The organism is Rhodoblastus acidophilus (genome assembly GCF_009720655.1).
Classification (GTDB): domain Bacteria; phylum Pseudomonadota; class Alphaproteobacteria; order Rhizobiales; family Beijerinckiaceae; genus Rhodoblastus; species Rhodoblastus acidophilus_A.
The window spans coordinates 15,012-30,333 of sequence record NZ_WNKS01000004.1 but is presented as its reverse complement, the minus strand read 5'-3'; the positions used below and the strand labels follow the sequence as shown (position 1 = coordinate 30,333).

At 61.7% G+C, this 15,322-nt stretch carries 14 protein-coding genes, 1 tRNA gene and 1 pseudogene; 3 read left to right on the top strand and 13 right to left on the bottom strand.

From position 1 onward, the window contains the following. Positions 1 to 384: 384 nt before the first annotated feature. Positions 385 to 1,185 (bottom strand): DUF3108 domain-containing protein, encoded by an 801-nt coding sequence (locus GJ654_RS06395; RefSeq protein WP_155445315.1) that lies wholly within the window; start codon positions 1,183 to 1,185, stop codon positions 385 to 387. 200 nt (positions 1,186 to 1,385) lie between these two features. On the opposite strand from GJ654_RS06395, the gene GJ654_RS06390 reads away from it, so the two are divergent. Then, positions 1,386 to 1,462: transfer RNA gene (locus tag GJ654_RS06390), tRNA-Pro, on the top strand. Between the two features lie 349 nt (positions 1,463 to 1,811). On the opposite strand, the gene rpoN is transcribed toward GJ654_RS06390, so the two are convergent. The 5 genes and pseudogenes from rpoN to GJ654_RS06365 form a co-directional block, all read right to left on the bottom strand. Continuing rightward, positions 1,812 to 3,380 carry an RNA polymerase factor sigma-54 gene (gene rpoN / locus GJ654_RS06385; RefSeq protein WP_155445314.1) on the bottom strand — a complete coding sequence of 523 codons (1,569 nt, stop codon included), beginning with the start codon at positions 3,378 to 3,380 and terminating at the stop codon, positions 1,812 to 1,814. Positions 3,381 to 3,544: 164 nt separating this feature from the next. Next, a pseudogene (gene lptB / locus GJ654_RS06380) lies at positions 3,545 to 4,252 on the bottom strand (LPS export ABC transporter ATP-binding protein); the annotation flags it as partial. Between the two features lie 19 nt (positions 4,253 to 4,271). After that, positions 4,272 to 4,805 (bottom strand): lipopolysaccharide transport periplasmic protein LptA, encoded by a 534-nt coding sequence (gene lptA / locus GJ654_RS06375; RefSeq protein ID WP_155445313.1) that lies wholly within the window; start codon positions 4,803 to 4,805, stop codon positions 4,272 to 4,274. A gap of 60 nt (positions 4,806 to 4,865) precedes the next feature. Next, positions 4,866 to 5,552, bottom strand: a complete 687-nt coding sequence (gene lptC, locus GJ654_RS06370; protein ID WP_155445312.1) for an LPS export ABC transporter periplasmic protein LptC — start codon at positions 5,550 to 5,552, stop codon at positions 4,866 to 4,868. A gap of 127 nt (positions 5,553 to 5,679) precedes the next feature. Further along, positions 5,680 to 6,294, bottom strand: coding sequence for a ribonuclease D (locus GJ654_RS06365; protein ID WP_155445521.1), 615 nt, complete (start codon positions 6,292 to 6,294; stop codon positions 5,680 to 5,682). 352 nt (positions 6,295 to 6,646) lie between these two features. On the opposite strand from GJ654_RS06365, the gene GJ654_RS06360 reads away from it, so the two are divergent. Continuing rightward, positions 6,647 to 7,714: a hypothetical protein gene (locus GJ654_RS06360; protein WP_155445311.1), complete on the top strand. Its 1,068-nt coding sequence runs from the start codon at positions 6,647 to 6,649 to the stop codon at positions 7,712 to 7,714. 70 nt (positions 7,715 to 7,784) lie between these two features. On the opposite strand, the gene GJ654_RS06355 is transcribed toward GJ654_RS06360, so the two are convergent. Next, complete coding sequence (locus GJ654_RS06355) at positions 7,785 to 9,590, bottom strand: ABC-F family ATP-binding cassette domain-containing protein (RefSeq protein WP_155445310.1); 1,806 nt, start codon at positions 9,588 to 9,590, stop codon at positions 7,785 to 7,787. A 100-nt stretch (positions 9,591 to 9,690) separates the two neighbouring features. Here GJ654_RS06355 and pgi point away from each other — a divergent pair, with 100 nt between their 5' ends. After that, positions 9,691 to 11,334: a glucose-6-phosphate isomerase gene (pgi, locus tag GJ654_RS06350; RefSeq protein ID WP_155445309.1), complete on the top strand. Its 1,644-nt coding sequence runs from the start codon at positions 9,691 to 9,693 to the stop codon at positions 11,332 to 11,334. On the opposite strand, the gene GJ654_RS06345 is transcribed toward pgi, so the two are convergent. The 6 genes from GJ654_RS06345 to GJ654_RS06320 all read right to left on the bottom strand — a co-directional run bounded on the left by GJ654_RS06345 (position 11,335) and on the right by GJ654_RS06320 (position 15,297). Beyond that, a complete protein-coding gene (locus GJ654_RS06345; protein ID WP_264586155.1) occupies positions 11,335 to 11,625 on the bottom strand; it encodes an HPr family phosphocarrier protein in 291 nt (96 codons plus the stop codon). Between the two features lie 32 nt (positions 11,626 to 11,657). Next, complete coding sequence (locus GJ654_RS06340; protein WP_155445307.1) at positions 11,658 to 12,059, bottom strand: PTS sugar transporter subunit IIA; 402 nt, start codon at positions 12,057 to 12,059, stop codon at positions 11,658 to 11,660. Positions 12,060 to 12,210: 151 nt separating this feature from the next. Beyond that, the gene (locus GJ654_RS06335) at positions 12,211 to 12,690 is read right to left on the bottom strand and encodes an HPr kinase/phosphorylase (protein ID WP_196305452.1); all 480 of its coding nucleotides are present in this window, start codon (positions 12,688 to 12,690) and stop codon (positions 12,211 to 12,213) included. 53 nt (positions 12,691 to 12,743) lie between these two features. Next, complete coding sequence (gene cmk, locus GJ654_RS06330; protein ID WP_155445305.1) at positions 12,744 to 13,403, bottom strand: (d)CMP kinase; 660 nt, start codon at positions 13,401 to 13,403, stop codon at positions 12,744 to 12,746. Then, a complete protein-coding gene (gene aroA / locus GJ654_RS06325) occupies positions 13,403 to 14,743 on the bottom strand; it encodes a 3-phosphoshikimate 1-carboxyvinyltransferase (protein WP_155445304.1) in 1,341 nt (446 codons plus the stop codon). The genes cmk and aroA overlap by 1 nt, the downstream gene beginning before the upstream one ends. Before the next feature lie 2 nt (positions 14,744 to 14,745). After that, positions 14,746 to 15,297, bottom strand: coding sequence for a DsbE family thiol:disulfide interchange protein (locus tag GJ654_RS06320; protein WP_319802125.1), 552 nt, complete (start codon positions 15,295 to 15,297; stop codon positions 14,746 to 14,748). Between the last annotated feature and the right edge of the window lie 25 nt (positions 15,298 to 15,322).

Below are 15,322 nucleotides of genomic sequence, written 5' to 3'. Positions count from 1 at the left end.
CCAGTTTTGAACCCGCGAGGCTTGAGTTGGATCAAATCGCCGCTGCTTGGGCCTGGGTATAAAGCTAACGTGACTTCACGTCGCAGATGCCCACTTTCATGGGCGTTTCCTCCCTGACTTGGACCGCTCCGCCCGGGCGGTCCCTTTTCTTTTTGGGGGGGCTTCCCGCCATATCCTGCGTGCTACCGCCCGGTTGAACTTACCGCGAACGAATCGCGGTCGAATCGATGACCGTACGGGAGTCGTGATTTGTTCACGCAATATGTTGGGCTTCTCGCTTGCTCCAGCCCGAAATCCTGAATCGACGCGCGGGCGGTCAACGCGCGACCCTCACCGCCGCGCGGACTCCGAAGGCGTCTTTTGTCAACGGCTTATGGGAAGGGATCAGGGCGACGCGCGCAGTTCCGACGCTTCGACGACGATTCGGCCCACCTGGGTCATCAGCGACACGCGATAGGGGATCACGACGCGGGTGTGGCCGACCGGCGCCAGCCAGACTTCCATGTCCCTGTTCTGCGCCATGAACTGCGTGCCCTTGGCGCTGGTCTTGTGTCCGGCGATCGGCGTATAGCGGGCGGCGCAGACCGTGACCGGCCCGCTATAGCCCTTTTCCCTGACCTCGCGAGTCTCGACATAGGAGAGCGACACGTCGAAGCGCGTGTAGCCGTCATAGACGGGCACGCGCGCACGACACGCGCTCGGCCCCACGGGATTGGCGTTGGGCGGAACGGGCAGAAGGAAAGCCGACAGCGGATCGAGGATGTCGCGCCGGTGCGCGTCGGTCAGCGGCACGTGTTCGGGGCTCCTGTCCTCTTCCCAGAACGGCGAATATTGCACCTGCCGCACCGCGCCGGAAGCGAGCGCCATGCGCAGCGTGCGGGTTTCGCTGGAGTTGGACGCGGTCGTCGCATAGGTCTGCGGCGTGGGCGCGCCACCCTGCACCGCTCCGGTCGAGGCCAGCGCCATTCTCAGGTTGGAGATGAGGCTGGCGACGCCGGTCAGCTTCACATTGAGGTCGACGCGGTAATGTTTGTCGTCGATGGTGCTTGAGGCGTCCGCGGCGCCGATGGGCAGGCCGATCAGCGAAACCCGATAGCGCGCGTGCACGTTTTCGGCCTGAGCGACGCTGGCGATCAGGACCAGCGACAGCCCGAAAAGGAGCGGCTTGGAGGAGGCGACTGACATGCGAAGCGGGTCCTGGCGGCGGAACATCTAGAAGAACTGATTCGTGCGGAATGTTAGTTAACATAATGGCGTGGCCGTGACGTTTCAAAATTCTTGAACGTCTGTGCGCGGAAAGCGGTTTCCCCTCTTGCCCCACGCGCGACTCATGGCTATAAGGCGGGCCTCCAGGGCGCGACGGTTTTGTTCGCTCTGGCAAATGTCGGAGTGTAGCGCAGCCTGGTAGCGCACCTCGTTCGGGACGAGGGGGTCGGAGGTTCGAATCCTCTCACTCCGACCATTATTTCCTTGGGACATACAAGGATTTCAAAAAGCCGCCTCCGGGCGGCTTTTTGCGTTCGGAATGAAACGCCGCTCAATCATCCCGCGGCGATCTTGCGCTTCGGCTGTTTGGCCTGGGCCTTGCGAATGCGTGATACCGTTTCCGCAAGATCGCTTCGCGATCCGCGAAAACGAAATCGCGCGGAAATCCTTCAGGCGAAGGGCGGATTTTCGCGCGTGCGGAAATCGTATGACATGTAATCCGAGGGGTGTTGACGATAACGCCATGCCGCCCGGCACGGCGCAACTGTCCCTGACCGTTTCAGCCCGTCCATGCGTCCCTGCGGATTTTAGGTGCTTAACTCGGGTCAGGCGGAGCGCGCGCCCTGCTTCTCGCGTCGCCGCTCAACCGAGGAGGGAATTTTCAAGCTTTCACGGTATTTGGCGACCGTGCGGCGCGCAATGTCAATGTCGTGCTCCCGCAATTTCTCGACAATTGCGTCGTCGGAAAGCACTGCGCTGGGCGCTTCGGCGTCAATCATTTGCTTGATCTTAAAACGAACGGCTTCGGCGGAATAAGCGTCGCCTCCGCCATGGGCCGCAATCGAAGCCGTAAAGAAATATTTAAGTTCGAACATCCCTCGCGGCGTACTCATATATTTGTTGGAGGTGACCCGCGATACCGTCGATTCGTGCAAGCTGACGGCGTCGGCGATATTTTTGAGATTTAGAGGACGCAGATATTCGACCCCTTGGGAGAGAAAGGCGTCTTGTCGGCGCACGATTTCGGCCGCGACCTTAAGAATTGTGCGCGCGCGCTGTTCGAGGCTTTTGGTGAGCCAGTTGGCTGTCTGCAAACATTGTGAGATGAAATTCCTGTCGTCTTCGCCATTGTTCGAGCGCGACACGCGCGCGGCGTAAGTTTGGTTGACCAGGACGCGCGGCAGGGCTTCGGCGTTCAACTCGATAAGCCAGGAGCCGTCTCGGGCGGCCTTGACGATCACGTCGGGGATGACGAGCGCTGAAGCGGTCGACCCAAACGCCCGGCCCGGTTTCGGATCAAGCCTTCTGATTTCCGCCAGCATGTCGACGATGTCCTCCTCGTCGACTCCGCAAATCTTTTTCAGAGCCGCCAAATCGCGCTTTGCGACCAGATGCAGATTCGCGAGCATCGCCTGCATGGCGGGGTCATATCGATCGAGCTCGCGCAGTTGCAAGGCCAGACATTCCGCGAGATCGCGCGCCGCAATGCCCGTGGGTTCGAAACCCTGCACGAGCGAGAGCGCGTGCTCCACCGATTTGCTTGCTGCGCCGAGGCGATGGGCGATGTCCTCCACCCGTTCGCGAAGGTAGCCTGCTTCATCCAGCGCATCGATGATCGCCAGACCAATCATGCGCTTAACGGGGTCGGCCGTCGCGATCGCCAGTTGCCGAGCGAGATGGGTCGCCAGCGTCGTCTCTTCCGCAATGTAGGCTTCGATATTTCCGGTTTCGCCCGAACCTTCGCCGCCTCCCGAGGTCCCGGACCAGGCTGTCTCCGATATTCCCAGGGATTCAAGTCTGGACTGATCCGCGGCGGGCGACAATTCGCGGTCCGCGTCAAATGCGTTTTCGACATCCGTCCCGAGACTGTCCGCCAGGGCTTGCCCGGAAACCGGCAGCTGATCGCTGGTCCAATCGGTCTCGCGCGGCTCGCCCGACGAAAAATCCGACTGCGCCTCTCTGTCCTGGGATTCCGCCAGCGCATCTATGCCCGTGGTCGGCTGGTCTCGGGTGTCTTCAACGCGCTCAAGCAACGGATTGCGCTCGAGCTCCTCCTCGACAAAGGCCGCCAGTTCGACGCTCGAATATTGCAGGAGTTTGATCGCCTGCAGCAGCTGCGGCGTCATCACCAGCGATTGGCCCTGCCGGAGCAGCATTTTGGCGGATAAAGCCATTGAGACTCACGAACCCGATCAGATAAAACGGCCCGTTTCTTGCGTACACCGTTTTGCCGTGTTCAGCCAAGGAAAAAAATTGCTCGAAAGCTGGAGCTGGACAACAGCGTTAACCAGCACGGGATCAACGATCTCAAAGTTTTTGCGCTTTCAATCCACACGATTCACATGCGGAATCCTTCGCCGAGATAATGTCGACGGACCTCCGGATTGGCCACGATCTCGTCCGGCCCCCCTTCGGTCAAAACATGCCCGGAATGAATGATGTATGCGCGGTCGATCAGTCCCAGGGTCTCACGAACATTGTGATCCGTGATCAGGACGCCGATCCCGCGTCCTTTCAGATGATGGACGAGGTCCTGAATGTCGCCGACCGCAATGGGATCGATGCCGGCGAAAGGTTCGTCAAGCAGCATGAACGATGGATTGCTCGCCAACGCGCGCGCGATTTCGCAACGCCGTCGCTCGCCGCCGGAAAGCGCGATTGATGGTGATTTGCGGAGGCGCTTGATGTCGAATTCCTCCAGCAGGGCTTCCAACTGCTGCGCGCGTTTTTCGCGGTCCGATTCCGCGATTTCAAGGACGGCGCGGATATTCTCCTCGACGGTCAGGCCGCGAAAGATCGAGGCCTCCTGCGGCAGATAACCAATGCCCAGGCGGGCGCGCCTGTACATCGGCAGACCCGTGACATCGTGCCCGTCGAGTTCGATCATGCCCTTGTCCGGCTTCACCAAGCCGGTAATCATGTAAAAGACCGTCGTCTTGCCCGCGCCGTTGGGGCCGAGCAAACCGACGGCCTCGCCGCGCCGCACGTTGAGGCTGACGTCCTCGACGACACGTCGAGATTTGTATGCCTTCCCCAGGTGATGCACGTTCAGCATGGCGCAGGACTCACTGGCCGGCGGACGGTTTTGGCGAAGGGGCGCTTGGTTGTCCCGGCTTGTCGCCTGGAACGATCCGGCTTTTCACGCGCCCTCGCGATGAGACGACAGCCTGACCGGTCTGGAGATCATAAACGAGCTCATCGCCCTTCGTGACGTTTTCGCCCTGCGACAATGTCACGTTTCCGATCAGGGAAAACCTGTTCCTCACCTTGTCGTATTCAAGATTGTCGCCCACCCCGATTTGGTCCTTGTTGACGATCGTGATCGGACCGTTGCCCTTCATCGATTTCAATTGGGAATTGGACGAAGCCTGCCCAGGCTTCTTGCCTGAGTCTGATTTCCGGTCGAACACAATCGTAAGGACCGACGCATTCAGCCGTGTGTCGCCTTGCACGACAACGACGTTGCCCGAATAGACCGCCTTTTGATCCTTGTCGAAATAATCGAGCTTGTCCGCGGCGATGTTGATCGGCTCCTTGCTGCTCGATCCCGGCAGCAGGGAAGCGCCTTGCGGGGTTTGAGCAAGAGCGGAGGTCGCCATAACCAGGCACGCTATGGCGGTTCCAAGGCGATTAAGTGAACTGTTCAAGGACGAGTCCCCTCAGTGTTGGCGCGCGGGGTCGTTATCCGGGTCGACCTGTCGAAACGTTGATTGCACATTGCCCACAAAAGAAAGTTGAGTCCCGTTATCGCTCATGGTCAGGGAATTCGCGCTGATCCAACCGTCGGTGAAAGTCAAAAGCACGGGGTCGGTCGAGTTCATCGCATTGGTCTTGAAATTCATCAAAGCCTGATTCATGGTGAGTTTGTAGGCGCCGCTTGTAATTCGGACATGTCCGGAAAGCAATAAAGTCTGTGCATTGGAATCATAGGAGCCATGATCGCCTACAATTCGGGTGTCGCTCTCTTCGGACAAGCGCATTTTCGCGTCAAGTTCGTTAAGCTCCATCCGGCTGGGATCACGGGGATTTTGAACCCCGGAACGCGCCGTGACCTCAAATGGCCGGCCATCTCGCCTGACCCCTGTCAACTTGGGATTTTCCATCGTGATCTTGTCGCCGGAAATGCCAAGACGGTCGAGTTGAAGGTGTGCGCCGGGTATCTCTGAGGGTCGCAGATAGGAAAACGCGAATAGCACGCACGTCAGCAGGACGGCCAAGCCGATGATCCCGCGGCGGACAAGTTTCACCCGCCCGGAATGGCGCGCGGCGGCCTCAAACGCGTGCTGCCGACGCGCCGGCGCCCTGGGCAGTCCATCACCGAAATGTCCCGGCTGCTCGTCTTGCATGTATCGGCCTTGAGGGATCCTGTGCGAAACGATGTCTGGCTGAGTCTTTGACGAAAGCGCCCAGGTCCATCCCAAGCGTGATGGATGGACCTGGGCTGAATTATGGCGCTGGCTGGCGCCTTTGCTCTCAGCTGTGGGCAAAAATATCAGTCTCGGGCCAACCCATCAAATCCAGTTCGGCGCGCGTCGGTAGAAAATCGAAACATTGACGCGCCATGTCGGTGCGATTTTCGCGCGCCAGCATGACGTCGAGCCTGCCGCGCAACGCGTGCAGGTAAAGGACGTCCGAAGCCGCATAGGCGAGTTGCGCTTCGCTCAGGTCGCTTGCGCCCCAGTCCGACGATTGCTGTTGCTTGGATATGTCAATGCCCAACAGTTCGCGTACCAGATCCTTGAGGCCATGGCGATCCGTGTACGTCCTTGTCAGTTTTGACGCGATTTTTGTGCAATAAACGTTCGTGGCCCGCACACCGAAGGCTTCTTGCAGTTTGGCGAGATCGAAACGCGCGAAGTGAAATATCTTTGTCACTTCCTTATCAGCCAGAATCTTGACGAGATTCGGCGCTTCCGTCTGCCCTTTCTGGATTTGCACGAGGTCTGCGGCGCCATCGCCCGTGGAGATTTGTACGAGACACAGGCGATCGCGATGCAGACTGAGTCCCAGCGTTTCGGTGTCGATGGCGACGGAAGAGCTTGGCGAAAAACTCTCTGGCAAATCGCCCTTGTGCAAGCGGATGGTCATGTTTGATCCTGGATAGCGACGCTGGCGTAGCATCGCGCATGAACGGCGGCAAGCGCCAACCCGCCTTGCTTTCATGCAAGGGCGGCGCTCTCATGGATGGCGCGACCGGGTCGGATGCCAGATCGCCTTTTTCCGCGACTGTCTCTCAATCGCCACAGCAGGCGACGGCCCATTTGTCTAATGTATCGACAGGATCCTTCCGTCCCGTGATGACCTCGTGGCCAAGCTCTCAATCCATAATGCTGATCAAACATCGGCGGACGTCGCTCACCTTTTGGTGAGGATCGGCCTTATCCTGGGTTTTATCATAACTCCAGTGGTGTTTCTCATCTCTCAGCGCGCGATTTTTGTGTTGAGTTCTGTTGCGCTCGCGCTGGTGCTTGCCGCGGGGCCTTTGCTCGCCCAGCGCATGCGGATCAAAGAGGCGTTCGCGTTTCTGGTCTCGCCGGTCGGCATCGGATGCATCTTTGTGACGGTTTGGGCGTCGGCGTCTCTGCTCTGGACGCCATTTCCCGGGGAGGCGGCGCCGCGCCTGTTGAAAATCGTCTCGACGTTTCTCAGCGTGCTGCCGGTGGCTCATGTGCTTCCTGCGCGAAGCCGCGCGGCGAATCTTTACGTTCTGCCCATCGGCGTGCTCACCGCTTCCGCCGGCGCAATCTTGCTGAGCGCAAGCTTGTCCGCGAAACCGCAAGATTCGGTCACGACCCGCACGTTGCTGGATGCCATGACATTCCTGTTGCTGCTGTCATGGCCGGCCATGATGGCCGCCTTCCTGCGGGGTCGCACGAAACTGGCGGCCAGTTTGGCCATTATCGTGATCATCGCCTCTCTTTTCGTTCACTCCACCATCGCGCTGGCTGCGACGGCCGCGGGGGGGCTGGCTTATGTTTTTTCGCGTCGGGACGCCGCCAGGACCGGGCTTTGGATCGGTCGCTTCGGCGCGGCCGGTTTCATGTTGGCGCCGTTCATCCCGCTGGCGCTCGCTCCGCTGTTGGGAGGCTTCACCGGTTTTTCCTGGCTGAAGGTCTGGAACGGCGTGATCTTCGCCGACGGCGTTCGCCTGGTGACGGGCCACGGCTTCAATTATGTGGCCTCGGGCTACGTCCATGGCTACCTCGGAGCTGAAACGCCGAAGAGCTTGCTGTTCGAGATTTGGACCGATCTCGGAGCGCTCGGCGCGCTGTCCAGCGCGGCCGTGTTGTTCTGCGCCTTTCGGCTCGCGGCGGTTCAGACCGCGAACACAGCCCCTTACTGGATCGGCGCCTTGACCTTCGTCGCGACCTTGGGCGTCTTGGGGGGGGCGACATTGCAGCTCTGGTGGATAACGGCGCTCGCCCTGGCGCTTGTCGCGCTCATTCTCGCGACGCGAGGCGATTTCCAGACGGAGCGGCCAACCGCGCCACGCCAGGTTTTGTCTTGAACGCTGCAACAGCCCCTCGAGGGGACGCGCAGGTCATCGACTCCTTCAACCCCGGCGCCTTCGAGCTTGCTCAGGTCTCGAGGGCTTCACGCAGCATTTCGAGTTCGAGCCATCGATCCTCGGACGCAGCGAGTTCCGCCTCAAGCTTGCCGATCAGCGCGGTCGCGTCGGCGAATCGCTTCGGGTCGCGCGCGTAAAGCCCGTGATCGTCAAGAATCTCATGCAGCTTCGCCAGCTTTGCGCGCAATTGCTCCATCTGCGCCGGAAGCGACTCCAGCGCGTGTTTTTCGCTGAAGGATAAACGACGCTTGCTCGCGGTGTTCGGCTGTTGTTCGACCCGCTGCGGCTTTTTCGCTGGCGCTGCTGGCGTTCGCGGCGCCGCCGGGCCGGCGCCGCGTTGGCGCAACATGTCGGAATAGCCGCCCGCATATTCGATCCACACGCCGTCGCCCTCGCTGGCGACGACAGACCCGGCGATGCGATCGAGAAAGTCGCGGTCGTGGCTGACCAACAGCAGCGTGCCCGGATAATCGCTCAGTGTTTCCTGGAGAAGGTCGAGGGTCTCCAAGTCGAGATCGTTGGTCGGCTCGTCGAGGACGAGGAAATTCGAGGGTTGCGCCAGCGCGCGCGCCAGAAGCAGCCGCGCGCGTTCGCCGCCGGAAAGGTTCTTGGTCGGCGTGCGCGCCTGTTCGGGCGGGAACAGGAAATCCTTCATGTAGCCGATCACATGTTTGCGCTCGCCATTGATCTCCACCCATTCGGAGCCGCCGCCCGTGAGCGTGTCCGCAAGCGTCGTGTCGGGATCGAGCGCCGCGCGGCGCTGGTCGAGGCTCGCCATCTGCAAATTGGCGCCGAGCCGGACCGACCCCGAATCCGGAGGTTCGACCCCTGTGAGCATGTTGATCAGCGTGGTCTTGCCGGCGCCGTTGGGGCCGACCAGGGCAAGGCGGTCGCCGCGCAATACCCTCAGCGACAGGCTCTTGACGATGGGGCGATCATCAAACGCCTTGCTGATTTTCTCCGCCTCGACGACCAGCTTTCCGGACACCAGCCCCTCGGCCACCGAAATCTTGACGTCGCCAACGGCGCGTTTGGCGTTCTGCCGCGCCTGACGCAGTCCGCTCAGCTCGTCCATCCTGCGCACATTGCGCTTGCGGCGGGCGGTGACGCCGTAGCGAACCCAGTGCTCTTCGGCCACGATCTTGCGGTCAAGTTTTTGCGCGTCGCGCTCCTCCTGTTCGAGCAGGGCGTCGCGCCATGCTTCGAATTCGGCAAAGCCGCGTTCGAGCCGCCGCGTCGCGCCACGGTCGAGCCAGACGGTTTTTCGCGAAAGGTTTTGCAGGAAACGCCGGTCGTGGCTGATCAAGACCAGCGCGGAGCGCAACTGCCCCAGTTCGCTCTCCAGCCATTCGATCGCGGGCAGATCGAGGTGGTTGGTCGGCTCATCCAGCAGCAGGATGTCGGGTTCGGGGGCCAGCGCGCGCGCCAGCGCCGCCCGCCGCGCTTCGCCGCCCGACAGCGTCTCCGGATTTTCCGATCCGGTCAAACCCAGCGCGTCCAGCAGGTAGTGGGCCCGATAATCGGCGTCGCTCGGACCCAGTCCGGCGACGACATAGGAATAGACGTCCGGAAATCCCGCGAGATTCGGTTCCTGAGGCAGGTAGCGCACCGACGCATCGGGCTGGAGGAACCTTGCGCCTCGATCCGCCTCGATTTCCCCCGCGGCGATTTTCAACAGGGTTGATTTGCCCGAACCATTGCGCCCGACGAGGCAAATGCGGTCGCTGCGTTCGACCGAGAGGTCAGCCGACTCGATCAGGGGCTTGCCGCCAAGGGTCAGCGCGACGTTCTGCAGGGTGAGGAGAGGTGGAGCCATAGTGTCTAGTTAAGGAAAAGTGCGGCACTGGCAAGCCACCCTATTGTTTTTGAGCCCGCGAGGGTAAGCTTTCGCATCGCTCGCCAATTCAGAGGCCGAAATGAATCGCCCGCAAGCCGCCGCTGCTCTCGCTGTTCTCGAAGCGCACCGCGTCGAGGTCGCGAAAAAGCGCACCATGGATTTGTTCGCCGAGGACCCCCGGCGATTTCAGGATTTTTCCGCAGGTCTTGACGACCTCCTCTACGATTATTCGAAGAACCGCCTGACGAGAGCGACGCTCCATCATCTCTTTGACCTTGCGCGCGCTTGCCAGCTTGAAAAGCGCCGCGACGCCCTGTTCGGCGGGGAAAAGGTCAATGTCACCGAAAAGCGCGCGGCGCTTCACATGGCTCTGCGCAATTTTTCCGGCCATGCGATCCACGTGGACGGCAAGGATGTCATGCCGGATGTGCTGGCGGAGCGCGCCAAATTCCTGGCCTTTGCCGAGGCCATACGCTCTGGGCGCTTTGCCGGCGCAACCGGCGAGCGATTCACTGATGTCGTCAACATTGGCATAGGCGGCTCCGACCTTGGGCCGGCCATGGCGGCGCGCGCCTTGTCGCCTTACGCGGCGCCTGGCTTGCGAGCGCATTTCGTCTCCAATGTCGACGGCTCCGATATCGCGGACACGCTGAAACAGCTCGATCCCGCGCGCACGCTGTTCATCGTCTCCTCGAAGACCTTCACCACGCAGGAGACGCTCAAGAACGCCCAGAGCGCGCGCCACTGGCTGGTCACGGCCTTGGGCGAGGCCGCGGTGGCAAGTCATTTCGCGGCGGTTTCGACGCGGCTCGACAAGGTCGCCGCTTTCGGAATCTTGCCGGACCGTGTGTTTGGCTTCTGGGACTGGGTTGGCGGGCGCTATTCCATGTGGTCGGCGATCGGCCTCAGCCTCGCGGTCCTCATCGGACCGAACCATTTCGAGGATTTCTTGCGCGGCGGCTTCGACGTCGACGAACATTTCCGCACCGCGCCGCTCGCGGAGAACATCCCTGTGTTGATGGGGCTGATCGGCGTCTGGCACCGAAATGTCTGGGGTTTTCCCGCACAAGCCGTCATCCCCTACGATCAGCGCCTCGCGCGATTCCCCGCCTATTTGCAGCAACTCGACATGGAGTCGAACGGCAAGGGGGTACAACTGAACGGCGACGCCGTGACCCAGGCGACGGGCCCGATCATTTTCGGCGAACCCGGGACCAATGGCCAGCACGCCTTCTTTCAGCTGCTGCATCAGGGAACCGAGACGACGCCGGTCGACTTCATCGTCGCGGCGGAGCCCAACGAGGCGGACCCCGAGCATCATGTGCTGCTGTTCGCCAACTGCATCGCGCAAAGCGAGGCGCTGATGCGCGGGCGCTCCCTGGAGGAAGTTCAGGAGATTCTGCGGGCGCAAGGTTTGTCGGAGGCCGAGATCGGCGCGCTCGCGCCGCACAAGGTCTTTAGCGGCGACCGCCCCTCCTCCACGCTCCTCTACCGCAAGCTGACGCCCAGGACGCTGGGACGCCTGGTCGCGCTTTACGAGCACAAGGTCTTTGTTCAATCGGTGATCTGGAACATCAACCCCTTCGACCAGTGGGGGGTTGAACTGGGCAAGGAGCTTTGCAACCGCCTGGCGCCTCTGGTTGCGGACGCCAGCGTCGATCTTGCCGGTCTCGATGGCTCCACTGCGGGTCTGATCGCCGCGCGGAGATTTCTACAGGGCTGATTATTCGTCTTCGCCGAACTTGTTGGCGACCAGGGCCGCGAGCGCGTCGACCGCTTGCGTCGCCTGCGGGCCGGTCGCCGACACGACGATGGACGAACCGATGCCGGCGCCGAGCGTCAATATTCCCATGATCGACTGACCGCCAACGGTCTCGCCGCCGCGAGAAACCGTCACTTCCGCGTCGAATTGTTCGACGCAGTGCACGAATTTCGCGGTCGCGCGGGCATGCAGACCCTTGCGATTGACAATCTCAAGTTCCCGGCTGACGGCTCCGACGGAAGACTGAGACACGCCCTGACTGGACTCCGGTTCGGTCAATTGGCTCACTTCCCACACAAAATCTTGCTGGCGATATAGATGTACTTGCGTCCCGCCTCGGCGGCCTGGGTCACCGCTTGATCGAGGGTCGCCTCGCAGCGCACGGAAGCAAGCTTGATCAACATGGGCAAATTGACGCCGGCGACCACCTCGACTTTGGCGCCGTTCATCACCGAGATCGCGAGATTCGAAGGCGTGCCGCCGAACATGTCGGTCAGGATCACCACTCCGGCGCCGGTCTCGACGGTTTTGACGGCCTCGATGATGTCGAGCCGACGCGTTTCCATGTCGTCTTCCGGACCGATTGTAATCGCCGCCAATTGCGATTGCGGACCGCAAACATGTTCCAACGCCGCTTGAAACTCGGTCGCCAGATGGCCATGCGTCACCAGCACCATGCCGATCATTGATGCCAACCGTCCTGTTCCCGTCCAGCCAGAAAAGTGGCGCCGGGCGCCAGACTGCATTTCCGCCGACAGCGATCTGAAAACCGCCGAAATTTAGGAGGGCCATTTTGGTGCTTGCCAACGACTTGGCAAGCAAAATGAGCGCGCGCCGTCATTTTGTCGAAAGGGTGTGCAAAAATGCCATGATTGCAGCAGCGGATCGCCAGGTCTCGCGCGCGGGCAATCGCAAACGCGGCAGGCTTTTCAATGCGTTGAAATCGCAGCATAGCTCGCTTTGGTTCGGCAAACGCGGTTCGCCGCTGTCCGCCGAGCCGATTTCGAGATCGATGATCAGTTTGAGCACCGCTTTGATTTCGTGGGGTTGCGACAACAAACCCAAACCGCGCCATTCGACCAATCCCGCCGTCGCAGGATGTGCGCTCAGCACGGCGCGGCCGTTGACGATTGTATAGGCCACCCGATCATCGCTGACCAAGCTGGAGAATCCGCCACGGATGGTCCACGCATCAACCAACGCAAGAGCAAGACTGGATTTGCCGGTTCCGGAAGCGCCTCGGATGAGCACCCCGGATTCGCCAAGCGCCACGGCGCTGGCATGAATGTAAATTGGCTTCTCGGTGTGTTCGGTCACGCCTTGCTCTGTGGTGGGCCCGCCCAGCGGACGATTCTGTTTGCAGGCGCTGTTCAACACGCTCGCGGCGATTTCGCCGCATGGTCCTGTCGCGTCAGCGCTGCCTCGACGATCGCCAAGGCCGCCACCAAGGCCGCCTCGACATTCATGTCGGTGGTGTCGAGGATTTCTGCATCAAGCGCCGGCTTCAGCGGGGCTTCGCTGCGCTCGCGGTCTCGAGCGTCGCGTTTCCTGATGTCGTCGAGAATGGCATGATAATCGACGATTTCTCCGCGCCCCCGCAATTCGAGCGCGCGCCGCTGCGCCCGCGCCTCGGCGCTCGCGGTCACGAAAATCTTGACGGTCGCATCGGGGGCGATCACGGTGCCGATGTCACGCCCATCCAGGACGGCGCCTTGTGGGCGACGCGCAAATGCGCGCTGCATGTCGATCAGCGCGGCGCGGACCTCCGGAATGGCGGCGACCACCGACGCCGCCTCGCCCATTTCCCGACCGCGCAAGCGATCTTCATCGAAGTCGGTCAACGCCAGGCCGCGCGCGGCGCTCACCGCCTTGGCGACATCGTCCAATCTCGCATCATCGTCCATCAGGGTTCGCGCGGTGGCGCGATACAGCAGTCCCGTGTCGAGATGCGGCAATCCAAAGTGGGCGGCGAGGCGGCGGGCGAGAGTTCCCTTGCCGGACGCGGCAGGTCCGTCGAGCGCGATGATCATCAGGAGAAATCCACGCCGAGTTGCGCCATCAACGGCCTAAATGTGGGGAAAGAGGTGGCGATCATCGTTTCGTCGTCGACAGTCACTGGTTTTTGCGAAGCCAAGCCCATGACCAGAAAACTCATGGCGAGGCGATGATCGAGATGGGTTTCGACCAAGCCGCCGCCCGGGCATGCGCCCGCGCCACCTTCAACGATCAAATCGTCGCCTTCGATGGTCGCCCTGACGCCGTTGGCGAGCAGACCGGCGGCGGTGGCGGCGAGGCGATCCGATTCCTTGACCCGCAATTCCTGCAAGCCGTTCATCCTCGTCACGCCCGTGGCGAAAGCAGCGACCACGGCCAGAATGATGTATTCGTCGATCATTGCGGGCGCCCGGTCGGCGGGAACGTCAACGCCTTTCAATGCGCTGTGACGGACTCGCAGATCGGCGACCTGCTCGCCGCCTTCCTCGCGGGTGTCGACAATCTCGATGTTCGCGCCCATCTCAAGCAAGGTGGTGACAAGGCCGATGCGCAACGGGTTCATCATCACGCCCTCGACCACCACATCCGATCCCTCGACGAGCAAGGCGGCGGCGATCAGAAAAGCGGCCGAGGAGGGATCGACGGGCACGGAAATCGGCCTCGGCGACAGTTCCGGGCGGCCTTCGAGCATGATCTTGCGACCATGATCGCCGAAAGGCTCGGAGCTGACCACGGCGCCGAAATAGGCGAGCATCTTCTCGGTGTGATCGCGGCTGGCTTCGGATTCGATGACGGTCGTGCGTCCCCGGGCGTTCAGTCCGGCGAGCAGGACAGCGGACTTGATCTGCGCCGAAGCCACGGGGGTGCGATATTCGATCGGCGCGGGATCGGGCGTTCCCTTGAGCAGGATCGGACACCGACCGCCCTCGGCCTGCTCCAGGACTTCAGCGCCCATCAGGACCAAGGGGTCGAGAATCCGCCGCATCGGCCGCTTGCGCAGCGACGCGTCGCCATCGAAGCGGGCGGTGATCCCGTGGCCGCCGACGACGCCCATCATCAGGCGCGATCCCGTGCCGGCATTGCCGAAATCGAGCGTATCGGCCGGTTCGAGCAGCGCGCCGACGCCGACGCCGCGAATCGTCCAGCGTCCCTCGCCGACGCGCTCGACCTTGGCGCCGAGTTGTGCGCAGGCCCTGGCCGTGTTGAGGACGTCCTCGCCTTCCAGCAAGCCGGACACGCGGGTCTCGCCGGCGGAAAGCAGACCAAGCAGGAAGGCGCGATGCGAAATGCTCTTGTCTCCCGGCGGCCGGACACGACCTCTCAAGGGGCCGCAGGATTTCGCGCTCAGGGGGCTCGGCGTGCTCGCATGTGACATGATCAGTGAAGCGTCTTTTCGATTTCAGGCAGCACTTTGTCGCGCAACGCCTGTTCGGTGATCGGGCCGGTATATTTGTAGGCGATCGTGCCGTCGCCCCGGACGACAAATGTCTCGGGCACGCCGGTCAGGCCCCAGTCGATCGCCGCGCGGCCCTTGAGGTCCATGCCGATCGCCGCGTAGGGGTCGCCTTCGCTGGACAGAAATTTGAGGGCGTTGGCGGGCTCGTCCTTGTAGGCGACTCCGACCAGTCGGACGCCCTTTTCCTTTAACAATGGGTTGTCGGCGAGCGCGCGCAGGCTGGGGTGCTCGACGCGGCAGGGGCCGCACCAGGAGGCGAAGAGATTGACGATTGTCGTGTGGCCTTGACGGAGATCGGCGTCCGACAGGCCGGGCTTGCCGCTGCCCGGCAACGCTTCCAGGACAAAGGTGGGAGCTGCCCGTCCGATCAGCGGAGAGGGCAGAACGGAGGGGTCGCGACCCTGGCGCCCGACGAACATGTAGAGAAACAGTCCCGCGAGCACCGCGAATCCGATGAGCGGAAGAGCCGACAACAAGCTCCTCTTTGCGGGTTCCTCC